The 23,129-nt window shown below is 71.4% G+C and carries 22 protein-coding genes; 11 read left to right on the plus strand and 11 right to left on the minus strand.

All coding sequences use genetic code 11. The features are described from left to right. Positions 1–46: 46 nt before the first annotated feature. Genes purM through AC0IW9_RS02445 form a run of 3 tightly spaced genes read left to right on the plus strand, consistent with a single transcriptional unit; the run spans position 47 to position 1,961 of the window. Positions 47–1,123 (plus strand): phosphoribosylformylglycinamidine cyclo-ligase, encoded by a 1,077-nt coding sequence (purM, locus tag AC0IW9_RS02435; protein WP_471646727.1) that lies wholly within the window; start codon positions 47–49, stop codon positions 1,121–1,123. Beyond that, positions 1,123–1,773, plus strand: a complete 651-nt coding sequence (gene purN / locus AC0IW9_RS02440) for a phosphoribosylglycinamide formyltransferase (RefSeq protein ID WP_471646613.1) — start codon at positions 1,123–1,125, stop codon at positions 1,771–1,773. The genes purM and purN overlap by 1 nt, the downstream gene beginning before the upstream one ends. Positions 1,774–1,805: 32 nt before the next feature. After that, the gene (locus tag AC0IW9_RS02445) at positions 1,806–1,961 is read left to right on the plus strand and encodes a preprotein translocase subunit SecE (protein ID WP_471646614.1); all 156 of its coding nucleotides are present in this window, start codon (positions 1,806–1,808) and stop codon (positions 1,959–1,961) included. Between the two features lie 50 nt (positions 1,962–2,011). Here the strand turns inward: AC0IW9_RS02445 and ndk are convergent, their stop codons facing one another. Continuing rightward, positions 2,012–2,434 carry a nucleoside-diphosphate kinase gene (gene ndk / locus AC0IW9_RS02450; RefSeq protein ID WP_471646615.1) on the minus strand — a complete coding sequence of 141 codons (423 nt, stop codon included), beginning with the start codon at positions 2,432–2,434 and terminating at the stop codon, positions 2,012–2,014. Positions 2,435–2,549: 115 nt separating this feature from the next. On the opposite strand from ndk, the gene AC0IW9_RS02455 reads away from it, so the two are divergent. Beyond that, positions 2,550–2,774 carry a hypothetical protein gene (locus AC0IW9_RS02455; RefSeq protein WP_471646616.1) on the plus strand — a complete coding sequence of 75 codons (225 nt, stop codon included), beginning with the start codon at positions 2,550–2,552 and terminating at the stop codon, positions 2,772–2,774. Between the two features lie 69 nt (positions 2,775–2,843). After that, the gene (locus AC0IW9_RS02460) at positions 2,844–4,727 is read left to right on the plus strand and encodes an ABC-F family ATP-binding cassette domain-containing protein (protein WP_471646617.1); all 1,884 of its coding nucleotides are present in this window, start codon (positions 2,844–2,846) and stop codon (positions 4,725–4,727) included. Here the strand turns inward: AC0IW9_RS02460 and AC0IW9_RS02465 are convergent. Further along, complete coding sequence (locus AC0IW9_RS02465) at positions 4,724–5,203, minus strand: DUF1203 domain-containing protein (RefSeq protein WP_471646618.1); 480 nt, start codon at positions 5,201–5,203, stop codon at positions 4,724–4,726. The two genes, AC0IW9_RS02460 and AC0IW9_RS02465, sit on opposite strands and share 4 nt — an antisense overlap. 214 nt (positions 5,204–5,417) lie before the next feature. On the opposite strand from AC0IW9_RS02465, the gene AC0IW9_RS02470 reads away from it, so the two are divergent. Next, positions 5,418–5,735 carry a hypothetical protein gene (locus AC0IW9_RS02470; protein ID WP_471646619.1) on the plus strand — a complete coding sequence of 106 codons (318 nt, stop codon included), beginning with the start codon at positions 5,418–5,420 and terminating at the stop codon, positions 5,733–5,735. A 141-nt stretch (positions 5,736–5,876) separates the two neighbouring features. After that, positions 5,877–6,215, plus strand: a complete 339-nt coding sequence (locus tag AC0IW9_RS02475) for a hypothetical protein (protein ID WP_471646620.1) — start codon at positions 5,877–5,879, stop codon at positions 6,213–6,215. Between the two features lie 52 nt (positions 6,216–6,267). On the opposite strand, the gene AC0IW9_RS02480 is transcribed toward AC0IW9_RS02475, so the two are convergent. The 3 genes from AC0IW9_RS02480 to AC0IW9_RS02490 all read right to left on the minus strand — a co-directional run bounded on the left by AC0IW9_RS02480 (position 6,268) and on the right by AC0IW9_RS02490 (position 9,263). Next, positions 6,268–7,206 carry a hypothetical protein gene (locus AC0IW9_RS02480; protein ID WP_471646621.1) on the minus strand — a complete coding sequence of 313 codons (939 nt, stop codon included), beginning with the start codon at positions 7,204–7,206 and terminating at the stop codon, positions 6,268–6,270. Beyond that, positions 7,203–8,198 carry a Bug family tripartite tricarboxylate transporter substrate binding protein gene (locus tag AC0IW9_RS02485; protein ID WP_471646622.1) on the minus strand — a complete coding sequence of 332 codons (996 nt, stop codon included), beginning with the start codon at positions 8,196–8,198 and terminating at the stop codon, positions 7,203–7,205. The genes AC0IW9_RS02480 and AC0IW9_RS02485 overlap by 4 nt, the downstream gene beginning before the upstream one ends. Before the next feature lie 96 nt (positions 8,199–8,294). Then, complete coding sequence (locus AC0IW9_RS02490; protein ID WP_471646623.1) at positions 8,295–9,263, minus strand: tripartite tricarboxylate transporter substrate binding protein; 969 nt, start codon at positions 9,261–9,263, stop codon at positions 8,295–8,297. A gap of 196 nt (positions 9,264–9,459) precedes the next feature. Between AC0IW9_RS02490 and AC0IW9_RS02495 the strand changes: the two genes are divergently transcribed. Continuing rightward, a complete protein-coding gene (locus tag AC0IW9_RS02495) occupies positions 9,460–10,347 on the plus strand; it encodes a calcium-binding protein (RefSeq protein ID WP_471646624.1) in 888 nt (295 codons plus the stop codon). Between the two features lie 118 nt (positions 10,348–10,465). On the opposite strand, the gene AC0IW9_RS02500 is transcribed toward AC0IW9_RS02495, so the two are convergent. Further along, complete coding sequence (locus AC0IW9_RS02500; RefSeq protein WP_471646625.1) at positions 10,466–11,434, minus strand: tripartite tricarboxylate transporter substrate binding protein; 969 nt, start codon at positions 11,432–11,434, stop codon at positions 10,466–10,468. Between the two features lie 149 nt (positions 11,435–11,583). Here AC0IW9_RS02500 and AC0IW9_RS02505 point away from each other — a divergent pair, with 149 nt between their 5' ends. Continuing rightward, the gene (locus tag AC0IW9_RS02505; RefSeq protein ID WP_471646626.1) at positions 11,584–13,317 is read left to right on the plus strand and encodes a methyl-accepting chemotaxis protein; all 1,734 of its coding nucleotides are present in this window, start codon (positions 11,584–11,586) and stop codon (positions 13,315–13,317) included. Between the two features lie 16 nt (positions 13,318–13,333). On the opposite strand, the gene AC0IW9_RS02510 is transcribed toward AC0IW9_RS02505, so the two are convergent. The 5 genes from AC0IW9_RS02510 to AC0IW9_RS02530 all read right to left on the minus strand — a co-directional run bounded on the left by AC0IW9_RS02510 (position 13,334) and on the right by AC0IW9_RS02530 (position 20,483). Beyond that, on the minus strand, positions 13,334–15,661 hold the full coding sequence (locus AC0IW9_RS02510; protein WP_471646627.1) for an LPS-assembly protein LptD: 2,328 nt from the start codon (positions 15,659–15,661) through the stop codon (positions 13,334–13,336). Positions 15,662–15,696: 35 nt separating this feature from the next. Continuing rightward, positions 15,697–16,821: an LPS export ABC transporter permease LptG gene (gene lptG / locus AC0IW9_RS02515; RefSeq protein ID WP_471646628.1), complete on the minus strand. Its 1,125-nt coding sequence runs from the start codon at positions 16,819–16,821 to the stop codon at positions 15,697–15,699. Further along, a complete protein-coding gene (gene lptF, locus AC0IW9_RS02520) occupies positions 16,818–18,002 on the minus strand; it encodes an LPS export ABC transporter permease LptF (RefSeq protein WP_471646629.1) in 1,185 nt (394 codons plus the stop codon). Before lptF ends, lptG begins: the two co-directional genes overlap by 4 nt. Positions 18,003–18,172: 170 nt before the next feature. Next, positions 18,173–19,594, minus strand: a complete 1,422-nt coding sequence (locus AC0IW9_RS02525; protein WP_471646630.1) for an FAD-binding oxidoreductase — start codon at positions 19,592–19,594, stop codon at positions 18,173–18,175. A gap of 34 nt (positions 19,595–19,628) precedes the next feature. Next, positions 19,629–20,483, minus strand: coding sequence for an alpha/beta fold hydrolase (locus tag AC0IW9_RS02530; RefSeq protein ID WP_471646631.1), 855 nt, complete (start codon positions 20,481–20,483; stop codon positions 19,629–19,631). Positions 20,484–20,561: 78 nt separating this feature from the next. Here AC0IW9_RS02530 and AC0IW9_RS02535 point away from each other — a divergent pair, with 78 nt between their 5' ends. Then, complete coding sequence (locus AC0IW9_RS02535) at positions 20,562–20,939, plus strand: DUF2946 family protein (RefSeq protein WP_471646632.1); 378 nt, start codon at positions 20,562–20,564, stop codon at positions 20,937–20,939. A 64-nt stretch (positions 20,940–21,003) separates the two neighbouring features. Further along, complete coding sequence (locus AC0IW9_RS02540) at positions 21,004–23,088, plus strand: TonB-dependent receptor family protein (RefSeq protein ID WP_471646633.1); 2,085 nt, start codon at positions 21,004–21,006, stop codon at positions 23,086–23,088. The last annotated feature ends 41 nt before the right edge of the window (positions 23,089–23,129 follow it).

Raw genomic sequence — 23,129 nt, forward strand, 5'->3', positions numbered from 1 at the left:
GCGCGCTAGAAAGCCGCCAACTCCCCTTAGCCGATCGGAGGCTGACCTGACCAGTTCCACCCATAAGAGCCTGACCTATCGTGACGCCGGGGTGGATATCGACGCCGGCGATGCATTGGTCGAGGCGATCAAGCCGCTGGCGAAATCCACCGGGCGCCGCGGCGTCATGGGCGGCCTCGGCGGCTTCGGCGCGCTGTTCGACCTGAAGGCGGCGGGTTTCACCGACCCGGTGCTGGTCAGCTCCACCGATGGCGTCGGCACCAAGCTGCGGGTCGCGCTGGATGCCGGGCTGCACGACACCGTGGGCATCGACCTGGTGGCCATGTGCGTCAACGACCTGGTGGTGCAGGGCGCCGAGCCGCTGTTCTTCCTGGACTACTTCGCCACCGGCCGCCTGCGGCTGGAGGTGGCCAAGGCGGTCATCGCCGGCATCGCCGAGGGCTGCCGCCAGGCCGGCTGCGCCCTGGTGGGCGGCGAGACGGCGGAGATGCCGGGGATGTACGCGGCCGAGGACTACGACCTCGCCGGCTTCTCGGTCGGCGCGGCGGAGCGGGACGGGTTGCTGCCGAAGCCGGATGTCGGGCCGGGGGACGTCTTGCTCGGCCTGGGCAGCACCGGGGTGCATTCCAACGGCTTCTCCCTGGTGCGGCGGATCGTCGAGGCGGGCAATGCCGGGCTGGGCAGCCCGGCGCCCTTCGCGGCGGGCCAGACCTTGGGCGAGGCGCTGATGGCGCCCACCCGGATCTATGTCAAATCGGTGCTGGCGCTGCACAAGGCGGGGCTGCTCAAGGCGGCGGCGCATATCACAGGCGGCGGCCTGCCGGGCAACCTGCCGCGGGTGCTGCCCGAAGGGGTGGCGGCGGTGGTCGATGCGGGGGCCTGGGCCGTGCCGCCGGTCTTCGGCTGGCTCGCCCGGACCGGCAACGTGGCGCCGGAGGAGATGCTGCGGGTCTTCAACTGCGGGATCGGCATGGTGGTGGTGGTCGCAGCCGAAGCGGTGGCCGCGGCGACCGCGCTGCTGGAGGGCGCCGGCGAGACGGTATCCCGCCTGGGCCAGCTCGAGGCCGGCAGCGGCGAGGCGCAGGTCCGCATCGACAACCTGCCGGCCAGCTGGCCGCGCTGATGCGGGTGAAGACGGCCATCCTGATCTCCGGCCGCGGCTCCAACATGGTGGCGCTGCTGGAGGCGGCGCGGGCGGCCGACTTCCCGGCCGAGATTGCGCTGGTGCTGGCCAACCGGGCGGATGCCGGCGGGCTGGCGCTGGCCGCCGCCGCCGGGGTGCCGACCGCGGTGGTGCCGAGCCGCGACTTCGGCCGCGACCGGGCGGCGCATGAGGCGGCGGTGCAGGCGGTGCTGGAGCAGCATGGGGTGCGGCTGGTCTGCCTCGCCGGCTACATGCGGCTGCTGACGCCGTATTTCGTCGGGCTCTGGGCGGGGCGGATGCTGAATATCCACCCGAGCCTGCTGCCGGCCTTCCCGGGCCTCGACACCCATGCCCGCGCCCTGGCGGCGGGGGTGAAGCTGCATGGCTGCACGGTGCATTGGGTGACGGAGGGGATGGACGAGGGTCCGATCCTCGCCCAAGCCGCGGTGCCGGTGCTGCCGGAGGATGACGAGCCGGCCCTGGCGGCGCGGGTGCTGGCGCAGGAGCACCTGCTGTACCCGGCGGCGCTGCGCCAGGCGGCGGGCGGGGCGGTGGCGCTGCCGCCGGCCGGTGCGGTGCTACGGAACCCGGATTGCAGCCCCCTTGCGAAGCCGGCTGGCGCTTTCTAAACCCAACCCGAGACCCGATGAGGACCAGCCCCGTGGCCGAAGACACGCATTACGAATTCGCGGCGACCGATACCCAGGAGATCCTGGCCGACCGGCAGCGGGGCTGGGAAGGCTTCGTCCAATTCGCCACCTGGGGCATCGGCGTGACCGTGCTGATCCTGCTGGCGCTGCTGGTCTTCGTGGCCTGAAGACGGGGCCTGAAACCGATGGGCCGGCCTTGCGGCCGGCCCATGACGCCTCAGCCGACGATCTCGGTGCCGGCGAAGTAGAAGCTGATCTCGCGGGCGGCGGCCTCGGTTCCGTCCGAGCCGTGCACGCTGTTCGCCTCGATGCTCTCGGCGAATTCCTTGCGGATGGTGCCTTCCGCGGCATTGGCCGGGTTGGTGGCGCCCATGATCTCGCGGTTCTTGGCGATGGCGTTCTCGCCTTCCAGCACCTGCACCACGACCGGGCCGCTGGTCATGAAGCCGACCAGATCCTTGTAAAAGGGGCGGGCCTTGTGCTCGGCATAGAAGGCGCCGGCCTGGGCCTCGCTGAGGTGAAGGCGCTTCTGCGCGACGATGCGCAGGCCGGCGGCCTCGAACTTGGCGTTGATCTTGCCGGTCAGGTTGCGGCGGGTCGCGTCGGGCTTGAGGATGGAGAGGGTGCGCTCGATGGCCATGGGCGGCGTTCCTTTGTGACGGTGGCGGCGGGATAGGCGGGCCAAGGGCGCGATGCAAGCCCAACCCGGGGCGCCGGGCTGCGTTGGGCCTCCGACACACAGGAGGAATGCCGCCATGGCCAATGACGAGAAGCCCCAGGGTGATGCCGCCGGGGGCCAGACCAAGGCCGGCTATATCCCGCGCCCGCCGAGCCAGGCCGATGTCGACCAGGTCAGCAGCCAGCAGGGGCTGATCACCGACGAATGGAGCGAAGGCACCGCCGGGCCGGAACAGCGGCCGCGACCGGATGCGTCCCAGGAGCCGGCGGACCCGGAAGCGCTGCCGACCAAGCCGGCCTAGCCCCGCGCGGGGCAGCCGTGCTGCCGGCGATGCGTGACGGGGCGCGGCGGCGGCGTTAGAAGCCTCCGCATGACCGTTCTTGCCATCCGCGACCTCACGCTTCGCATCGCCGGCCGGCTGCTGCTGGAAAACGCCGACCTGATCGTCGACCCCGGCCGCAAGGTCGGTCTGGTCGGGCGCAACGGCGCCGGCAAGTCCACCCTGCTGAAATGCATCACCGGCGAGATCCAGCCGGATGGGGGCGAGATCCGCCTCGCCGCCCGGGCCCGCATGGGCCATGTGGCGCAGGAGGCGCCCGGTGGGCCGGAGAGTCTGCTGGCGACGGTGCTGGCTGCGGACGAGGAGCGGGCCAGCCTGCTGGCCGAGGCCGAGGGCCACCCCGAGCCGCACCGGATGGCCGAGATTCATGAGCGGCTGATCGCCATCAGCGCCGACAGCGCGCCGTCGCGCGCCGCGACCATCCTCGCCGGCCTCGGCTTCGATGCCGCCGCCCAGGCGCGGCCGAGCACGGAATTCTCCGGCGGCTGGCGGATGCGGGTGGCCCTGGCGCGGGTGCTCTTCCTCGAGCCCGAGATCCTGCTGCTGGACGAGCCGACCAACCACCTCGACCTTGAGGCCACCATGTGGCTGGAGGGCTGGCTGCAGCGCTTCTCCGGCGCCGCCATCGTGGTCAGCCACGACCGTGGGCTGCTGGAGCGCTGCGTCGATGCGATCGCGCATCTGGATCGGGCCAAGCTGACGCTCTACCCCGGCGCCTTCGACAATTTCGTCCGGGTCCGGACCGAGCGCCAGGCGCAGCAGGCGGCGCAGAACGAGAAGCTGACCGCCGAGCGGGCGCATATCCAGTCCTTCGTGGACCGCTTCAAGGCCAAGGCCAGCAAGGCTCGCCAGGCGCAGTCCCGCATCAAGGCGCTGGAGCGGATGCCGGCGATCGAGAGCATCGTCGAGGACCACGTCACCCGCTTCGCCTTCCCCGAGCCGGCCGAGCTGGCCCCGCCGGTGCTGTCGATCAGCCAGGGCAGCATCGGCTACGATAAGCGGGTGGTCCTCAAGGGCCTGGACCTGCGGCTGGACCAGGATGACCGGATCGCCCTGCTCGGCGCCAACGGCAACGGCAAGTCCACGCTGGCCAAGCTCTTCGCCGGGCGGCTGCCGCTGATGCATGGCACGATGTTCCGCTCGCCCAAGCTGAAGGTCGGCTACTTCGCCCAGCACCAGACCGACGAGCTGGACATGGACGGCACGCCGCTGTCCCACATGCAGGCGGTGATGCCGCGGGCGACCGTGCAGCAATGCCGGTCCCAGCTCGCCCGCTTCGGCCTCGACGTGGAGCGGGCGACGACGCGGATCTCGGCCTGCTCGGGCGGGGAGAAGGCGCGGCTGCTGCTGGCGCTCTGCACGCGGGATGCGCCGCAGCTGCTGATCCTCGATGAGCCGACCAACCATCTGGATATCGATGCGCGCGACGGGCTGGTGAAGGCGCTGGCCGAGTACAACGGCGCCGTCATCCTCATCAGCCACGACCCGCATCTGGTGGAGCTGGTGGCGGACCGGCTCTGGCTGGTCGGCAATGGCGTGGTCGCCAATTTCGACGGCGACCTCGACGACTACCGCGCCATGCTGGGCGGCGGCGGCCGCCGCGCCTCCCGTGCCGAGCCGGGGACGGCGGCGCGCGGCGGCGGCGACCGGGCGGTCGACAAGAAGGGCCAGGCGGAGGCACGCCGGGCGCTGGCGCCGCTGAAGGAGCGGCTGAAGCAGCTCGAGGCGCAGATCGCCAAGCTGCAGGACGAGGCCAATGTCCTCGACAAGGCGCTGGCCGATCCGCGGCTCTATGCCGGCAACAAGTCGGACCTGGTGAACCGGGCGACGACGCGCCGGGCGGTGATCGGCAAGATCCTGCCGGGGCTCGAGACCGAGTGGCTGGAGCTGACGGAGAAGCTGGAGGCCGCCTAGGCCGCCAGCCGCTCCACCCGGCAGAGCAGGCAGCCGGGCCGGGCGGTATGGATGTTGACGAAGCGCGTCCGCGGATCGGCCAGGGCGCGGTCCAGCAGCGGCGCCACGGCGCTGCCCTCGCCGATGGCGCCGAGGTCGTAGAGGCATAGCTCCGCCGCGTCGTAGGCGCGGACCGAGACGATGCCATTGGCCAGCACGGTCGGGGCGATCTCGTTTGCCGCGTCGAAGGGCGCGCAATCCCGGGCATGCAGGAAGATCGGGCTCGGGGTCCAGTAGACGCCCTGCGGATGCGGCAGGTCGTAGCTGCCGAGCAGCATCGCCTCGCCCGGCTCGCCCAGCTGCAGGCAGTGGCGGCAGGGGTAGCCGGGGCCATCCACGATCCGGTGGTGCAGCGGCAGGCCGCGGTCGTCGCGGCCGGTGCGGCGGAAGCGCTCGGCGGTCGCGGTCTCGATGGGGATGCAGCGGAAGGCGGTCATGGCGGCTCCTCGGGCTGGGCGGAGGATGCGGCGGGGCCGGGAGGACAGCCATCCGGCGGTTGCGCCGGCATGCGAACATTATGCTGCATCTGCTCACTCATTTGTCATATGAATAGGCAGGATCCGTAACGAGGATTGGGCGCGGGCGCCGCGGCGGCGCATCTTCCGGGTCAAGGGGATGGCACGACCATCCCGGACCTGAAGGAGACCCGTCATGATCCGCAGCATCCTGCTTGCTTCCACCGTCGCCCTCGGCCTCGGCACCGCCCAGGCCGCCCCGCAGCTTGTGGGCGGCGGCGAGGATTCCCATGTCGAATACGGGTTTGCACCGGGCGGTTCGCTGGTGGGCGGCGGCGATGTGACGCTGAGCGGCGGCGGTGCGGACCGCAGCTATGGCTATGCCGGCCTCCGGGCGCAGCCGGGCCGCGTGGCGGTGCTGGTCGGCGGCGGCGATGAGGCGCGGCTGGTCTACCTGCCCGGCGGGGCTCCCGCCGGACTGGCGCAGGGCGGCAGCGCAAGCCTCGGCGGCTGAAGGTTACCATCCACGGCGCAAATACTCATCATGCGTCAAACGCATTGGCGGAGCCGAGCCATGCGTCCCATCTTCGACTGTGAAGGATGGCCCCCCGTATCCCGGGCCAGCGCCATCCGAGACAAAGGATCGAGAGTTAAAATGTTCCGCAATCTTCTGCTTGCTTCCGTCATCGCTGTCGGCGCCGCCGGTGCCGCCGTGGCCCAGGAAGGCCCGCGACTGGTCGGTGGCAATGGCAATGGCGGCCCGGAAGTCGTCTATGGCAACGGCACCGGCCTGCCGGACAATGTCGTCGGCAGCGCCCAGGTCCGCCTCAGCGGCGGCGACCGCGACCGCACCTACCAGTATGGCCGGGTGAATGCCTTCCCGGGCCAGGTCGGCCGGCTCGTCGGCGGCGGCGCCGATGCCTATGTGGCCTATGAGCCGGTGCAGCATGCCAATGGCCTCGCCAGCGTCGAGACCGGCGCGCCGCGTAGCTAAAGCCCAACGGCTTGGCACGATGACGGGGAGGGACGCAGGTCCCTCCCCGTTCTCAATTCCGCGGCTTGCCGGCGACGGTGCCGGCCTGATCCGGATCCCAGAGCCAGGGCGGGTCGGGCAGGACGGCGATGCCGGCATGGGCCCGCGGCGCCGGCCGGTGGCGGTCCTGCCCGGCCAGGACGGCGACGCCCCGCGGGGTCGGCCGCAGGGGCGCGGCCTGCGTCACCAGCCGCTTCGGGCCTTGCCGCAGCCGGCCGATTATCTCCCGCACGATGAGGTCGGTCAGGTGGAAGATGGGGTCGGCGCGGCCGACCGCCTGGAAGACCGCCGCCTCATCCGCGGCACCCGCGGCGATGGCCCGCAGCACGGCGCGCTCGGTCTCGCCCAGGCCATCCGTGGTCCATGGCAGGTCCCGCAGGTGCCGGCGCATCGCCGCGGCCAGGTGCGGCAGGGCCAATTCGCGCCGGCTGAGGGCATCCAGCGCGCCGGGATCGGGCGCGGCGAAGGCGGCCCAGGCCTCGGCCGCCTGTTCCAGCTGCAGGTCGGAGAGCGGGGCGGGCTTCAGCATGGCCAGCTCGGCATCGCTGAGCTCGGGGAAGCAGCGATGGCCATCGGCCGGCACCAGCAGCAGCTTGCCGCGCAGCAGCCGCTTCTCCGCCAGCAGCGAGAGGATGCGGATGAGCGCCGCCTGGTCCCAGAGGTCGTGCTCGAACCAGAGCCAGACGGCTTCCCGCCGGTGCAGGGCGAAAAGCGCGGCATATTCCCGGCCGAGCCGCAGCCGCACCGCGGCGGCATCCTGCCCGGTATGCAGGGCGACGTAGCGGGCGCGCAGCCCCAGCCAAGCCATCAGCTCGCCTTCGTCCCGGGTCTCGCCGGGCGCCGGGCCCATGCAGACCGGATCGGCGAAGGCCTGGTATTCGCCGGTGATGCCGGCTTGTTGCAGGCGGCCGCGCAGGTCGTCCCCGCAGCGCAGGTGGAGAAGCGGCGTCACCCGATGCGCAGCCCCAGCTCCTGCACCACCCGTCGCGCTTCCTCCGCCTGGACCACGGCGTCGTTGGCGAAATCCTCGGGCGGCATGTAGCGCACCGGCATGTCGAAGCGGGCGAGGACGGCGAGATGGGCCGGGTCGTGGACGGCGCGGCGGAAGGCCTGGTGGAGGATCTCCACCACCTCCGGCTCCATGCCGCGCGGACCGGCGATGCCATAGGCGCTTTCGCCCAGCACGTCCCAGCCGAGGTCGCGGAAGGTGGGGACCTCGGGGAAGCGCTTGGCCCGGTCGCTGGTCCAGACGGCGAGCGGGCGGACCCGGCCTTCCAGCGCCATCTCGGCCCAGGCGCTGGTCTCGGCGGAGAAGTGGATGTCGCCGGCCAGCAGCGCCTGCAGGTTGGGCGCGGCGCCGCGGAAGGAAACCGGGACCCAGTCCACCCCGGTGACCCTGGCCAGGCGCTGCATCTGCACGTCAGTCGTATTGGCGCCGGGGGTGCCGTAGTTGACCTTGCCCGGATTGGCGCGGGCGAAGTCCACCAGCTCCGCCATCGTGCGCCAGGGCGCATCGGGGCGGACCACGACGCCGCCCATGTAGCCGACCAGGCGGACGATCCAGGTGAAGTCCCGCACCGGGTCCCAGGCCGGCTTCGCCTGCATCGCCGGCAGGCGGAAGACGCCCTGGGCCATCTGCGAGAGGCTATAGCCGTCCGGCTTCGCCTCCCGCACCGTCACGGCGCCGAGGGTGCCGCTGGCGCCGGGCCGGTTCTCCACCACGATGGGCTGGCCGAGATGGCGCTGAGCGATGTCGCAGACCGAGCGCATCTGGATGTCGGTCGCTCCGCCGGGGGTCCAGGGCACGTAGATGCGGATCGGGCGGTCGGGGTAGCGCGCCTCCGCCGAGCGCGACTGGGCCAGCGCCGGCGTGGCAAGGCCGGCGCCTTGCAACGTGGCCAAGGCGCCGAGCATCGCGCGGCGGGAAAGTCCCGGCTGGGGCATGGCATCCTCCACTGGATCGCCGGCTTGCACGGCCGGTCTCGTGGAAGCATGCGACGGAACCGCGCCGGTCCGCCACCCCCTGTCACGCTCCCCGGGTCAGTTGATACGCAGGCCGAGCTTCTGGATCATGACCCGGTCCTCCTCGATCTGCTGGCGGACGAAGGCCTGGTAGTCGGCGGTGTTCTTGTACATCACCGGCATGTCGAAGCGCTCGAGCACCGCGAGATGCGCGGGGTCCTCCAGCGCCGCCTTGAAGCCATCGTGGATGGCGCGGACCAGCCCCGCATCCATGCCCTTCGGGCCGGCGATGCCGTAGGGGGAGGCGCTGACGATATCGATGCCGACCTCCCGCAGGGTGGGGATCTCGGGGAAGCGCTTGGCGCGGGTCTCGCCCCAGGTGACGAGGAGCTTCAGCTTGCCGTCCTGCACGAGCTGCGACCAGCCGCTGCTGTCGGCCGTCGCGTCGATCTGGCCGCCGAGCAGGGCGGCCATGTTCTCGGCCACGCCGCGGAAGGGGATATGGGTCCAGTCGAGGCCCTTCTCGGCGGCGATGCGCTCCATGGTGATGTGGAGCGAGGTGCCGACGCCGGGGGTGCCGTAGTTAACCTTGCCGGGGTTGCGGCGGGCATGGTCGAGGAATTCGGCGAAGGTATTCCAGGGCGCATCGGCGCGGACCACGACGCCGAAAAGATAGCCGGTGAGATGGACGATATAGGTGAAGTCCGCCACCGGATCGAACATCGGGCGGGAGGACATGAGCGGTGTGCGGAAGACGCTAACCGGCATCTGGCCCAGCGTATAGCCGTCCGGCCGGTCGGTGAGCATGGCCTGGGCGCCGAGGATGCCGCCGGCGCCCGACTTGTTCTCCGGCACCACGGTCTGGCCGATGCGGCGGGAGGCGGCCTCGCAGAGGGCGCGCATCTGCACGTCAGTGGTGCCGCCGGGTGCCCAGGGGACGTACATGCGGATGGGACGGGCGGGCCAGGCGGGCTGGGCGATGGCGGGCGCGGCAAGCGCCCCGGCGCCGAGCGCGAGCATGGCGCGCCGGCCGTGGCGGATGGTCATTCGGCGTTTCTCCCTTGGCGTGGCTGCGTTTCCGGCGGCGCCATAGCCGCTCGGCGGCCCGCTGTCCAACCGCACGCCGCGCGCGGCATCGCGCAGGTGTGAGCCGGCATCCTTCGCCAGCGATCCGCCGCCGGGACTAGCCTTGCCCTGCCCGGGAAAAAGAACCGCACGAACGGTAAGGGAAGGAAACAAGGCGATGGCGACACGCATCGGTACGCCGGGCAGCGACAGCCTGGTGGGAACGGCGGAGCCCGACCTGATCCTGGCCCGGGGCGGCGACGACCGGATCGAGGGCCGCGAGGCCGGTGACCTGATCCTGGCGGGCAGCGGCAACGACACGATCTTCGGCGATAATTTCCTGGGCGGCGGCAGCTTCGGCGGCCCCTTCCCGCCGCCCTACGGCAGTGGCGAGGGGCTCGGCAACAACCTGATCCTCGCCGGGGCCGGGGATGACCTGGTCTATGCCGGCTACGGGGCGGATACGGTTTTCGGCGGTGCCGGCAACGACACCATCAACGGCTTCGGCGTCTTCGGCGGCAGCCCGAGCGGCGGGCAGGCGATCGGCAGGGTCGATGGCGCGGACTGGCTGTACGGCGGCGCCGGAGCGGATCTGATCCTCGGCAGCGGCGGCGCGGACCACCTGTTCGGCGGGGCCGGCGACGACCGGCTATCGGGCGGGGCGGGCGTGGACACGCTGGTCGGCGGCAGCGGCGCGGATGTCTTCGTCTTCGGCCGCGGTTCGCCGGCACCGACGGTGGACGACGGCGTCGGTGCCGGGCTGCGGGACCTCGTGCTCGATTTCCACCACGGCCAGGACCGGATCGACCTGACTGGCTACCTGAATTTCTTCGCCGGCCCCGGCGGGCCGCCGCCTGCGGTCTTCCTCGGCGGCGGCGACTTCACCGCGAGCTTCGCGCTGCAGGTGCGCAGCTTCGTCGAGGACGGCCATACGGTGGTGCAATTCGCCGCCCCCCTGGGACAGCCGCCCGACGGCGTGGAGCCGACGCTGCCCAACGGGCCGACGGGCGAGATCGAGCTCGCCGGCTGCCACCATCTCGTCGCGGCGGACTTCATTCTGGCCTGAGGCCTGGAGCATGGTCCGTGCTGACAAGGCACGGCCCATGCTGTGGCCCGATGCTGTGGCCCGATGGTGTGGCGCGTGAGCGACGCCTGTCGGTGATCCCACCGCGGGCGATCACGGCCTAATCCATCTTCAGGCCGATCTTGCGGATGATGGCGCCCTCCTCATCGAAAAGCTTGCGGGCGAAGGCGGCATAGGCGTCGCTGTCCATGTAGCGCAGCGGCATGTCGAAGCGGTCCAGCGTGGCGACATGCTGCGGGTCGAACAGCGCCTCCTTGAAGGCGTCGTGCAGCACCCGCTTGATGCCGGGATCCATGTTCCGCGGGCCGCCGAGGCCGAAGGGGCTGTCGGCGACGATGTCGATGCCGACTTCGCGGAGCGTCGGCACGTCGGGGAAGCGCTTGGCGCGCTCGGCGGTCCAGACCACCAGCAGGCGGAGCTTGCCGTCCTCGACCAGCGGCGCCCAGCCGGTGCTGTCGGTATTCACCATGGTCTGGCCCGAGAGCACCGCCTGGATGTTGTCGGCGCCGCCGCGGAAGGGGACATGCAGCCATTCGATGCCCAGCATCTCGCCGATGCGTTCCATGGTGATGTGCAGGGTGCTGCCGACGCCGGGGGTGCCGTAGGTGACCTTGCCGGGATTGGCCTTGGCGAAGGCGATGAATTCCGCCCATGTCTGCCAGGGCTGGTCGGCCCGCACCACCACGCCGAAGACATAGCCGGTGAGGTGCAGCACGTAGCTGAAATCCGTCATCGGATCGAAGGTCGGGCGGCGCGTCATCGCCGGCAGGCGGAAGACGGTGATCGGCAGCTGGCCCAGCATATGGCCATCCGCCTTGGCTTCCTGGGACATGGCCAGGGCGCCGAGGGTGCCGGAGGCGCCGGGCTTGTTCTCGATCACCACGGGCTGGCCGAGCTTGCGCCCGGCGATCTCGCTGAGGACGCGGAGATGGGTATCGGAGGAGCCGCCGGGCAGCCAGGGCACCAGCATGCGGATGGGCCGGTTGGGGAAGCCGGCTTGGGCGATGGCGGGCAGCGGCAGGGCGAGCGCGGCGCTGAGTGCGGCGCGGCGGCCGAAGCGATGGGTCATGGCTGGGCGTTCTCCCGTATCCGGCCTTTCCGGCCGGTTGTGCCCGTCCAGTGTAGCCAGGACGCCGCGCCGCGGAACGGCCGTTTAGCGGTTCCTTAACCCCGATGACTGATTTCGAGCGCCTCTCCGTCGCTGAACTGGACCTGCGCATGCCCAAATCGTCTCTGCTGGCCGCATCCGACAAGGCCGGCCCTGGGGTTGGCCCTGGCTGGCGTGGCCTCGCGCCACGGCTGCTGGCGGTGGTCGCGCTGCTGGCCGGTGTCGCCGTCGCGCTGGGCTTCATGGCCGACCGGCAGTTGGCCGCCGAACATGACCGCCTGCTGCTGATCGAGCAGCGCGGCAGCCGGCTGAATGCCGTGGGGCGCGCCACCTCGAACCTGCTCGCCTTCGCCCGGGGCGTGGAATTCCTGCCGATGGAGCTGACGCCGGAGCAGCGGCAGCGGTGGGAGGATTCGGCGGTGGAAGAGCTGGCGATGCTGGAACGGCGGTTGCAGAGCTTCGAAACCCTGCTCATCACCCCGGCCAACCGGGCCGATGTCGTCACCGTGCAGTCGCTGCTGGCCCTGTACAGGCCACGCTATGCCGAGGTGCTGGCACAGTCGCGCGCCGGCCTGCTGGATGCGGCAGGTGCGACCGCGACCGCCGCGGCGCCGCTGGTGCAGCAGATGCGGCTGAAGCTGCGCGGGGTGGAGGACCGGATCACCGCGGCGATGGCGACCCAGAAGATGGAATCCGACCAAGCGGCGACCGATGCCCGGCTCTGGCTGACGCTGGTCGCCACGGGCGGCATCCTGGTTTCGGTCGGGCTGGCCCTGTTCATCGTGCTGTGTGGCGTCACCGGGCCCTTGCGGCGATTGAGCGCGACCGCCGATGCCATGGCCGCCGGGCGGATCGACGAGGCCAGCCCGGAGCTCGGCCGCCGCGACGAGGTGGGCGCCATCGCCCGCGGGCTCGAAGCGCTGCGGGGCGCGGCCCTGCTGGCCCGCAGCCTGGAAGCGGCGGCGGCGGCGCAACGGGAGGTGGCGGCGGCCGAGCGGAGCCAGAGCCGGCTGGCCCTGGCGGGGCGGGTGGAGGCCCAGCTCGGCGCCGTGGTGGAAACCTTGTCCGGCTCGGCGCGAACCCTGGAGGCCAATATCGGGGCCCTCGCCGGCACCGCGGCGGATACCACGCAGCGCGCCGCCTCGGTCGCCGGGGCCGCCGGCCAGGCGACCGACAACGTGCAGACCGTGGCGGCGGCGGCGGATCAGCTCGCCGCCTCGGTCGGCGAGATCACCCGGCAGGTGGCCCAGGCCTCCGGCGTGGCGCGGCAGGCGGTGCAGGAAGCCGGCGCCGCGGATGCGACGGTCGCCAGCCTGAACGAGGCGGCCAGCCGGATCGGCGACGTGGTGCGGCTGATCGGCGATATTGCCGGCCAGACCAATCTGCTGGCCCTGAATGCGACGATCGAGGCGGCCCGGGCCGGGGAGGCCGGCAAGGGCTTCGCGGTGGTGGCGAGCGAGGTGAAGGCGCTGGCCGGGCAGACCGCCCGGGCGACGGAGGAGATCGGCGCGCAGATCGGCGCCATCCAGGGCGCGACGGAGCAGGCCGTGCAGTCCATCCGCGGCATCGCCGGGGTGGTGGGCCAGGTGGATCAGATCGCCGCCGCCATCGCCGCGGCGGTCGAGGAACAGGGCGCCGCCACGCAGGAGATCGCCCGCAACGTGGCCGAGGCGGCGCGCGGCACGGAGGCGGTTTCGGTCAACATCACCCATGTCAGCAGCGGGATGGAAGCCACCACCGCCGCCCTGCAGGCGATGCGCGAGACCACCGGGCAGGTGACCCAGCAGGGCCATGCCCTGCGCGGGGAGCTGCAGGAATTGCTGCAGGGGCTGCGGGCGGCCTGAACGGCCGCCCTTGCCGTCAGATCGCCCGGAAGAAGTACTCGCCCAGCGTCTTGAAGCCGACGCGGAACAGCACGACCGTATTCGCCGCATAAAGGCTGTTCGTCGCCGGGTCCTGGGCGAAGCGCTTGACGAAGCGGCCTTCGAAGATAAAGCACTCGTCCTCGTAGCCGGCCGAGCCCTGCAGCAGCACGGCACGGCCCAGGCTGAGGTCGTATTTCCCGTGCAGGGAGGCACGCCAGTATTCGCCGATCTTCGCGGAGAAGCCGGCGCCCACCTCGTCCCGTGACCGCAGCGGCGTCAGATAGGGCAGCGGCGGGGAGAAGAGATAGCCCGCCGTCAGCGTCACCTTGCCGAGGCTGAGGTTGGCGGTGGTATCGACCATCCGGCGTTCGGTGATGTTCTCGCCATCCAGCCGGATGCGGCCGGTGGTGTTGAACCAGGAGGTGGGCGACAGGCGCACCCGCGCGACATAGTCCGAGGCGCGGCGTTCGAGGCCGGAGCCGAGATAGGGGCTGCTGATCTGGTCATCCAGCCGGAAGGACCGGCCGATCAGCCCTTCCACCTGCCCGCCGTTGGGGAAGTCCCAGGCGCCGCGCAGCGCGGTATCCACCCGGGTCCCGCCTTCCTGGCGGTCCCGCCCGGTGTAGCGGTTCAGCGAGAAGAGGTTGGCATCGGTGAATTCGAAATCGATGCTGTCCTCGTTGGGGACATGCGACTGCGGGCCGACGCGCGGGCCGGTGACGAGCTGGACGCGCGGCTCGATCGTCTGGCTGCCCCAGCTGCCGGCGGAGCGGACGAAGGGCATCCGCCAATCCACCGCGGCGCGGATATTGCCGATCGCCTGGCTGCCATTGGCATCCGGCAGGAAGGTCGGCGGTTCCTGCAGGCCCTGCGACCGGTAGCCCAGGGCATCGCCCTGCAGCTTGAAGGTCCAGAGCCCGCCGAGGCGATCCGTCTCCGGCCGCTGCCAGCTGGCGCGGGTGGCCAGCCGCTGGGTCGAGCTGCCGATGTCGCGGGAGATGCCGAGCAGCCCGGCATCCATGGTCAGGAAGCCGCCGAGGTATTTCCCGCGCGGCGCATGCTCCACATAGGCATTGGGCAGCACATAGGGAATCTGCCGCGTGTCATCGAGGCTGCGGAGCCCCTGGTAGGCCCGGCCATCGATCCGGGCATAGGTGGTGGTGTCCCAGAAGCCTTCGAGATAGGCCTGGCTGGTCAGCACCCGGCGGTATTCGTAGCGGAAGGTCCGCAGGTAGAGCTCGCTGCTGGCGCGGTTCAGGTCGAAGCCGGCGCGCCAATGCTCGTCGAGGGTGAAGCGGCCCTTGAGGAAGATATGGCCGGCGAGGTCGCGCCGCCCGCCGGTATCGGTGCCGTTGAAGCCGCCGACCGAGGCGGTGCCCAGGATCTCGCCGAAGTTGAAGAGCTTGCGGTATTCGAGCCCGAGGTTGGGATATTGCCGGGACGAGACGATGGGCACGATGGTGAGGTCGGAACTGTCGTCGATCGCCCAGAAATAGGGCGTCTCGAGGAAGGCGCCGAGGAAGCGGGTATAGCCGGCGGTCGGGAAGAGGAAGCCGGAGGCGCGTGGCGCCGCGGGATCCGGATGCGAGAGATAGGGCGTGTAGAGCACCGGCCAGCCGCCGAGGCGCACCGTCGCATCCCGGTAGGTGATGCGCTGGCTGTCCTTGTCCTGCGTCGCGCGGCGGGCCTCCACCTGCCAGAGCGGCGGGCGGTTGGGATCCTCCGGGCAGAGGTCGCAGGAGGAATAGACGACGCGGGAAAGCTCGTTCACCGTGCCGCCGGTGCGGCGGGCGCCATTGGCGGCCATCCGCCCATTGGCGGCGAGCAGGCCGCGAACCCCCTCCAGCACGCCGTCGCGGAAGCGGTCCTTCAGCTCGGCCTGCTCGGCGAACATCACCGTGCCGTCGGGTTCCAGCAATTGGACATTGCCGCGGGCGGTGGCGACGCCGGTATTGCGGTCATAGGTGAATTCATCGGCGCGCAGCAGCCGCTCGCCCTGCCAGGCCTCGACCCGGCCGCGGGCGACGACCAGGCCGCGCTCGCGGTCGTATTCCACCTCCTCGGCGGTGAAGGTGACGGGGGCATTGCGGTCGATCGGGGTGCTGCCCCCCCCGGCCAGGCCGCCGAAGCTGCTGGCCGGGCCGGCCGGCCGGTCCGGCGCGGCGAGCGAGCGCATCGGCGTCGGCTCCAGCGGCGTCACCGTGGGCTGTTCGCCCTGGGCGCGGGGCTGGGCCGCGGAGGCCAGGAGCAGGACCAGCGTGGCCCCGGCCATGGTGGCGGGCAGCCGCCAGCGACGGGCCGGGCGGGCGGGTCTCGCAGTCATCCCGGAGTGTCCTTGGGGCCGCTGGGTCCGGTCGGTCATCCATCCTCCAGATGCAGCAGCAGGGCGAGGGCCAGCATGAGACCGGCAATGGTCGGCGCCCAGGCGGCAAGATAGACCGGCAGGGTGCCGGCTTCCCCGAATTCATTGGCGACCTTGTCGAGCACGAAGAGCGCGAAGCCGGCCGCGACGCCAGCCCCGATCATCTGCGCGACACCGCCGCGGCGGGAGGATCGCATGGAAAAGGCCGCGGCCAAAAGCGCCATGGCGGCGGCCAGCACCGGCAGGGACAGCAAACTCTGGAAATGCAGCCGGTGCCGCACGGCGGAGAAGCCGGCGGCCTCCAGCACGTCGATGAAGCCGGGCAGCGCCCAGACCGAGAGGGTATCGGGGGAGGCGAAGCTGTCCTCGATCCGGTCGGGGGTCAGGTCGGTCGGGAAGGTCAGGGTCTGCTTCGGCCCGGCGCTGCGGTCGGCGTTGAAGGTGACGGCATCGGCGAGCACCCAGCGGCCGGGCAGCAGCCGCGCATCCGGCGATTCGATCCGGGCCAGCGGCCGGTCGGCATCCGACAGGCGCCAGAGGGTCACGTCGGTCATGCTGAAGCCGACGCCGCGGGACAGGCCCCGCTCGGAGACCGGCCGGCCCGAGAGGATGGCGACGCCCTGGTCCTCCAGCCCCCGATCGGCCTGGCGCAGCCAGAGCCGGCCGCCGGCCAGCGCCGTGAGGCCGGCGCTGGCCCGGAGATAGGCATAGTCCAGCCGTTCGGCGCGGGCGAGCATGGCGGAGGAGAGCGGCGAGATGGCGGCGGTGCCGAGCCCGCCGAAGAGCAGCGCCACCACCACCGGGCCGGAAAGGAAGCCCCAGGCGGAGATGCCGGCGGCGCGGGCGACCACCAGCTCGGAGGAGCGGGTCAGCCGCCAGAAGGCCAGCAACCCGCCGAGCAGGATGGCGAAGGGCAGGATCTGCAGGGCGACGAAGGGCAGCCGCAGCCCGGCGATCTGCGCCACCAGGGCGAAGCCGGCATCCGGCCGGGTCGCCGCGCGCCGCAGCAGCTCGATGAAGTCGAACAGGCTGACGAGCAGGGTCAGCCCCGTCAGCATGGCAAGCGTGGCTCCGAGGAAACGCCGGGCGACGTAGCGCGCCAAGGTGGCGGCGAGGATCATGGGGTGCTGGCCGCCGGGTCCGAGGGGGAGGCCGGCTGCCGCGGCCGGCGGCCGAAGACCCAGCCGGGCATGCCGGCGATGACCCAGATGGCCAGGATGCCGGGCAGCACCGCGTTCACCCAGATCAGCGGGATCATCCGCGTCTGCCGGGCCGCGAGATTGCCGATGGTGAGCCCGACCGCCAGCAGCGTCACCACCACGGCGATGCCGGTGAAGAGCCGCAGGCCGCCGCCATGGCGGCGGAACTGACCGGTGAGCGCCGTCGCCAGCGCCACCAGCCCGAAGGTCAGGGCATTCAGCGGACCGGCCAGGCGCTGATGCGCCTCCGCCAGGAAGCGCTTGAGGTCACGGTCGGGGATCCGCTCCGCCGGGTCGGGGTGGAAGAGCTCGTCCAGGGTGCGTTCCTGCGCGTTGCGGTAGCGGTTCTCCTCGGTGCGGGAGGCACGGGCGAGGTCGACGCTGTTCTCGCTGAAGGAGAGCACGGTGAGCCGGCTGCCGGCCGGGGTGCCGGGTGGCGAGCCGGGCGGCGGCGGCACCCGTTCGACCTGCTGGCGCTGGCCGTTCTCGAGCGTCACGCGGGGGCCGTTGGGGCCGGGGGCGATGCGGCCGGCCTCGGCCAGGATGGTGACGGGGGCGCCGGCCTCCCGCGCGTCATGCACCAGGATGCCGCGGAGGGTGCCGTCGCGGTCGCGGTAGCGGGCATAGACCGTCAGGTCATCGCCTACGGAGCTGAAGACGCCTTCCTGCAGCAGCACGGCGGCGAGCTGGTTGCGGATCTCGAACTGCCAGGCGCGGAAGGCGGCCTGGCTGGCCGGGACCAGCCAGAGGTTGAGGGCATAGCAGAGCACCACCACGATGCCGGCCAGCGCCAGCGCCGGCCGCGCCAGCCGCCACTGGGACAGGCCGGCGGCGCGCATCACCACCAATTCCCGGTCCGAATCCAGCCGCACATAGACGAAGAGGCAGACCACGAAGGTGGTGATCGGCAGGATGACGGCGAAGAAGCTGGGCAGCAGCAGGCCGGTCAGCTCGATGAAGACGGTGAAGGACAGGCCGCGGTCCAGCACCAGCTCGATGAAGCGCAGCGACTGGGTCAGCCAGACGAGCGCCGCCAACCCGATGGTGACGGCCAGCAGCGCGACGGTCAGTTGCCGGAAGATGTAACGGTCTAGGCGGGTCATTCCAGGGTCATGCTGCTGCGGCCGGCACCCTAGCCGCTGGCGGCCCCGGGTCCAAGCGCCGGCGGGCCGGGGCGGCGGTCCGTCGGCGAAAGGGTTGCGGGCTGATGCAGGGCTGCCATGGCGGCCCCCGTGGCGCGCCCCCCGTCGCGTCCCCTGGCCGACCAGGCCTGCTAGGGCAGGACCTTGCCCGGGTTCATGAGGCCGCGCGGGTCGATCGCCGCCTTGATCCGCTGCATGACGTCCAGCTCGGCCCCGCCGCGCCAATCCTCCATCATGTCGGTCTTCAGCCGGCCGATGCCGTGTTCGGCGCTGAAGCTGCCGCCGAGGTCGCGGACGACCGCGTTCACCGTATCCATGATGTCGTGGCTGCGGGCGAGGAAGGCGGCGGGGTCCATGCCCAGCGGCTGCTGCAGGTTCATGTGGATATTGCCGTCGCCCATATGGCCGAAGGGCACCGGGCGGATGCCGGGGATGAGCTGGCGGCAGGCCTCGGAGGCGCGGCGGATCAGCTCGGGCGTCTTGCTGACCGGGACGGAGACGTCGTTCTTGACCGAGGCGCCTTCGCGCTTCTGGGCTTCCGGGTGCTCCTCCCGGATGCGCCAGATGGTGGCGCGCTGGGCCTCGCTTTCGCCGATCGCGGCATCCAGCACCTCTCCGGTCTCCAGCGCCTCCTCCAGCACCGCCTCCATCAGGGCGCGCAGGCCGGCATCCGGCCGGGAGGAGGCGAGGTCGACCAGCACGACATGGTCTCCCGGCTCGGCCAGCGGGACGCTGCCACCCTCGATGAAGCGAGCATAGAAGCCGACGCCGGTGCCGGACATGTATTCGAAGGCGCGGACGGCGGTCTCGTCCCGGTCGCGGAAGCGGCGGAACAGCGCCAGGGCCGCCTCCTCGTCGCGCACCGCACAGAGCGCAACCTCGGATTCGCGGGGGCGGGCAAACAGCCGGAGGACGGCGGCGGTGATGAAGCCGAGGGTGCCCTCGGCGCCGACGAAGAGGTGGCGCAGGGCATAGCCGGTATTGTCCTTGCGCAGCCGGCGCAGGCCGTTCCAGATCTGCCCGTCCGGCAGCACGACCTCCAGGCCGAGCATGAGTTCGCGGGCATTGCCGTAGCGGACGGTGGTATTGCCGCCGGCATTGGTGCTCAGCACGCCGCCGATGGTCGCGGTCCCCTCCCCGCCGAAGCTCAGCGGGAACAGGCAGCCGGCATTGGCCGCCACGTCCTGCGCCGCCTTGACGATGACGCCGGCCTCGGCAGTCATGGTCATGTCCAGCGGGTCGATGTCGCGCACCCGGTTCATCCGGGCGAGCGAGACGACCATCTGCCGGCCGCTCTCATCCGGAATGCCGCCGCCGACCATGGAGGTATTGCCGCCCTGGGGGACCAGCGGGGTGCCGGCGGCGGCGCAGAGCTTCACCACCTCGGCCAGTTCGGCGGTGGAGGCGGGGCGCAGCACGCAGGGGGTGCGGCCGGTATAGAGCATCCGCCAGTCGGAGAGGTGCGGCGCCAGGTCGGCCGGGTCGGTCAGGATGCCACGCGGGCCGAGGATCGCGGCGAGGCGGTCTAGGAGCGGGGTCTGGATATCGGGCATGGCGCAAAATCCTGCGGATGGACGACCAGGTCAATTACAGCGGGTTGCGGGACAGATGGGCCAGGAGGAGCCGGTTGACCACCTCCGGCTGCTGGTCCGGGGCGTAGTGGCCGACGCCGGGCAGGATCTCGAATTGATAGGGCGCCTCGATGAAACCGCCGGTGCCCTCGGCGGCCATGCGGCCCACGGTGTCGTCCGCATCGCCCCAGATGAACAGCGTCGGGACGGCGATGGGGCGGATCGGGCGATGGACGGTGCCGCGGGCGCGGTACCAGGCGAGCGCCGCGGCCATGGCCTCCGGGTTGCCGATGACGCTGAGGTGCTTCGCCGTCGCCGCCGCCGGGATGCCCTGCGCCGCGTGACGGGTGCGGAGCCAGGCGGCGTCCTCGGCCAGCAGCTTCGGCACCGCATCGGCCTCGAGGAAGGCCTTGTGGTGGCGGGAGCGGTGCGGCTGCTCCGGGTCCTCGGCGAGCGCCCGGGCGAAGGCGCCGGGATGCGGGCGGGACAGCATGGTCAGCGAGCCGAGGCGGTCCGGGTAGCGCGCCGCGATCTCCCAGGAGAGGCTGCCGCCCCAGTCGTGGCCGACCAGGTGGAAGCGGTCCTGCCGGCCCAGCGCCTCGGCTAGGTCGAGCGCATCGGCGATGAGCAACTCGATGTCGTAGCGGGCGAAATCCGCCGGGTCCGGCCGGGCGCCGGGGGAATAGCCGCGCTGGTTGGGCGCCGCGGCGCGGAAGCCGGCCGCCGCCAGGGCCGGAAGCTGGGCGTCGTAGAGGTGGCGGGAGACGCCGAAGCCATGCAGCAGCAGCACCAGCGGCGCCGCCGGATCGCCGGCGACCGAAACATCGAAGACGAGGCCCGGGCCGGTTTCGACCTGCTGCGTTTCGATCATGGCGCTTGTGTCTTTCCTGCCCTGGCGGCGACCTGAGCATTCCTGACTGCCTCGGGCAAGGGTGACAGCCCCGGGCGGATGCGCCATAGCAACGGCATGGTCCGGCGTTCGCCCCTGCTGACGGTGGTGCTGGCCCTGCTGCTGGTGATGCAGTGGGGCGGCGCCTTCGCACATTGCATCGGGGCGCTCGGGGCCGGCCAGGCGGTGGAAATCTGCACCACCGACGGCATCCGCACCCTGCACCTGGATGCCGAGGGCCAGCCCGCCGCGCCGGGTGCCGCAAACCACGACAGCTGCCCGCTCTGCCCCGGTGCCACCGCCGCGCTGCCCGATGGCCCGGAGCTGCCGGCCGCCCGCTTCGCCTATGCGGTGGCGGTCCCGCGGCTGGTGGCGGGGATGCCGCCGGCACCCGCCCGCGCGCCGCCGCAGCAGCCGAGAGCCCCGCCGACCGCCTGACGCATGCGCCCGCCCGCGCCGGCCCCGCCGGCGCGATCGTCCCGTCGTCAGGAAAGCGTCTTCCATGTCCCGAACTTTGCGTGCCCCATGGCGCGCCCTGCTGCTCGCCGGCATCGCCCCCTTCCCCTTCGGCCAGGCCCTGGCGCAACCCGCCGCGCCGGCGGTCAGCCTGCCCGACCTCGTGGTCACCGGGCGGCAGCCGGGCTCGCTCACCGCGCCCTCCATCGCTGCCCAGCGGGAGGCGGTGGAGCAGACGCCGGCTGCCGCCCGCTTCGTCGATGGCACCGAATTCGCCAATCGCTACGCCTTCACCCTGCGCGACGTGCTGGCCGATACGCCCGGCGTCTTCGTGCAGAACCGCTATGGGCAGGAGCTGCGGCTGTCGATCCGCGGCTCCGGCATCGCCCGCGGCTTCCACCTGCGCGGGGTGGAGGTGCTGCAGGACGGCGTCCCGGTGAACCTCGCCGATGGCAGCGGCGACTTCTACCAGATCGACCCCACGGCCGTTCGCGCCGCCGCGGTCTATCCCGGCGGCAATGCGCTGCCCTTCGGCAGTTCGACCCTGGGCGGGGCGGTGAATTTCATCACCCCCACGGCGCGGACCGCGACGGAGGCGAATACGCTGCGCGTCGAGGGCGGCAGCCATGGGACCTGGCGGCTGTCCGGCCAGGCCTCGGCGATCGCCGGTGACTGGGATGCGCTGGCGGCCGGCAGCGTGGCGCATTCGGACGGCTGGCGGGCGCATAGCCGCAGCCAGTACGAGCAGTTCAACGCCAATGTCGGCTACCGCATCTCGGACCGGGTCGAGACCCGCTTCTACGCCGGGGCCTATATCATCCGGCAGCAATTGCCCGGCTCGCTCAGCCTCGGCGATGCGCTGGGCCGGCCGCAGACCGCCACGGCCTCGGCGCTGGCGCAGAACCAGGCGCGGAACGTCTGGTCCGAGCGCTTCGCCAACCGCACCACCATCCGGCTGGATGCGGGGCAGATAGATGTCGATAGCTGGGTGATCCACAAGCGGCTCTATCACCCGATCTTCCAGGTGATCGACCAGGATGGGCTGACCTGGGGCGTGGCGCCGCGCTGGACCGGCCGCTTCACCGTGGCCGGGCTGGCCAACGACCTGGTCATCGGCGGGCGGTACTTCGCCGGCACCAATGATGCCCTGCAGTACAACAACCTGCGCGGATCGAGGAACGGGCTGACCGCCAATGGCGTGCAGCGGGCGGCGAATTACGAGGGCTTCGCCGAAAACCGGCTCTGGGTGCTGCCGACCGTCGCGATCGTCGCCGGGGCGAAGGTGCTGCACGACGAGCGGGACTACGAGAACCGGCTGAGCGGCCAGCGCTTCAGCCGCAGCTACGACGGGCTGAACCCGAAGCTCGGCCTGCTGTGGCAGCCGCGGCCGCAGGTGCAGGTGTTCGGCAACATCACCCGCAGCCAGGACGTGCCCGATTTCTCCGACCAGTTGCAGACGGTGAACAACCGGCCCTTCTGGACCCCGCTGCAGGCCCAGCGCGCCTGGACGGTGGAGGCCGGGACCCGCGGGCGCTTCGAGGGCTATGGCTGGGACCTGACCCTGTTCCGCTCCAACCTGCGGGGGCAGCTGCTGCAATTCACGGTGGACCCCAGCATCCCGGCGAGCACCTTCAATGCCGGCGCCACGGTGAACCAGGGCGTCGAATTCGCCGGGCATGTCGACCTGGCGCGGGGCCTGGCCGCGCCGGGGGACAGGCTGACCCTGCGGCAGGTCTGGACCTGGAACGACTTCCGCTTCCGCCACGACCGGCAATATGGCGACAACCGCGTCGCCGGGCTGCCGCCGCATGTGCTGCGCACGGCGCTGACCTATGCGGCGCCGGAGGGACGCGGCTTCGTCTCCCCGGTCCTGGACTGGGTGCCGCAGGGGGCCTGGGCGGACTACGCCAATACGCTGCGGGCCAATGCCTACATGAAGGTGGGGCTGGAGGCGGGGGTGACGGTGGCGCCGGGCGTCTCGGTCTTCCTCGATGCGCGGAACCTGACCAACAAGCGCTATGTCAGCGATCTCGGCACCATCCAGAATGCCCGGGCCGCGGGGGCGAATACCGCCGTCTTCTATCCGGGCGACGGGCGGAGCGTGTACGTCGGGACCCGGATCAGCTTCTGACCGGCGGCTTTTGGCCGAGGGCTTTTGACCGACGGCTTTTG

This window comes from Belnapia sp. AC561, assembly GCF_979252845.1.

What these genes read in the sequence shown, in the direction of transcription:
- purN (WP_471646613.1), top strand. Translation starts at nt 1,123, where the DNA reads ATGCGGGTGAAGACGGCCATCCTGATCTCCGGCCGCGGCTCCAACATG.
- ndk (WP_471646615.1), bottom strand. Translation starts at nt 2,434, where the DNA reads ATGGCCATCGAGCGCACCCTCTCCATCCTCAAGCCCGACGCGACCCGC.
- AC0IW9_RS02455 (WP_471646616.1), top strand. Translation starts at nt 2,550, where the DNA reads ATGGCCAATGACGAGAAGCCCCAGGGTGATGCCGCCGGGGGCCAGACC.
- AC0IW9_RS02460 (WP_471646617.1), top strand. Translation starts at nt 2,844, where the DNA reads ATGACCGTTCTTGCCATCCGCGACCTCACGCTTCGCATCGCCGGCCGG.
- AC0IW9_RS02465 (WP_471646618.1), bottom strand. Translation starts at nt 5,203, where the DNA reads ATGACCGCCTTCCGCTGCATCCCCATCGAGACCGCGACCGCCGAGCGC.
- AC0IW9_RS02470 (WP_471646619.1), top strand. Translation starts at nt 5,418, where the DNA reads ATGATCCGCAGCATCCTGCTTGCTTCCACCGTCGCCCTCGGCCTCGGC.
- AC0IW9_RS02475 (WP_471646620.1), top strand. Translation starts at nt 5,877, where the DNA reads ATGTTCCGCAATCTTCTGCTTGCTTCCGTCATCGCTGTCGGCGCCGCC.
- AC0IW9_RS02485 (WP_471646622.1), bottom strand. Translation starts at nt 8,198, where the DNA reads ATGCCCCAGCCGGGACTTTCCCGCCGCGCGATGCTCGGCGCCTTGGCC.
- AC0IW9_RS02490 (WP_471646623.1), bottom strand. Translation starts at nt 9,263, where the DNA reads ATGACCATCCGCCACGGCCGGCGCGCCATGCTCGCGCTCGGCGCCGGG.
- AC0IW9_RS02495 (WP_471646624.1), top strand. Translation starts at nt 9,460, where the DNA reads ATGGCGACACGCATCGGTACGCCGGGCAGCGACAGCCTGGTGGGAACG.
- AC0IW9_RS02500 (WP_471646625.1), bottom strand. Translation starts at nt 11,434, where the DNA reads ATGACCCATCGCTTCGGCCGCCGCGCCGCACTCAGCGCCGCGCTCGCC.
- AC0IW9_RS02505 (WP_471646626.1), top strand. Translation starts at nt 11,584, where the DNA reads ATGCCCAAATCGTCTCTGCTGGCCGCATCCGACAAGGCCGGCCCTGGG.
- AC0IW9_RS02510 (WP_471646627.1), bottom strand. Translation starts at nt 15,661, where the DNA reads ATGACTGCGAGACCCGCCCGCCCGGCCCGTCGCTGGCGGCTGCCCGCC.
- lptG (WP_471646628.1), bottom strand. Translation starts at nt 16,821, where the DNA reads ATGATCCTCGCCGCCACCTTGGCGCGCTACGTCGCCCGGCGTTTCCTC.
- lptF (WP_471646629.1), bottom strand. Translation starts at nt 18,002, where the DNA reads ATGACCCGCCTAGACCGTTACATCTTCCGGCAACTGACCGTCGCGCTG.
- AC0IW9_RS02525 (WP_471646630.1), bottom strand. Translation starts at nt 19,594, where the DNA reads ATGCCCGATATCCAGACCCCGCTCCTAGACCGCCTCGCCGCGATCCTC.
- AC0IW9_RS02530 (WP_471646631.1), bottom strand. Translation starts at nt 20,483, where the DNA reads ATGATCGAAACGCAGCAGGTCGAAACCGGCCCGGGCCTCGTCTTCGAT.
- AC0IW9_RS02535 (WP_471646632.1), top strand. Translation starts at nt 20,562, where the DNA reads ATGCGCCATAGCAACGGCATGGTCCGGCGTTCGCCCCTGCTGACGGTG.
- AC0IW9_RS02540 (WP_471646633.1), top strand. Translation starts at nt 21,004, where the DNA reads ATGTCCCGAACTTTGCGTGCCCCATGGCGCGCCCTGCTGCTCGCCGGC.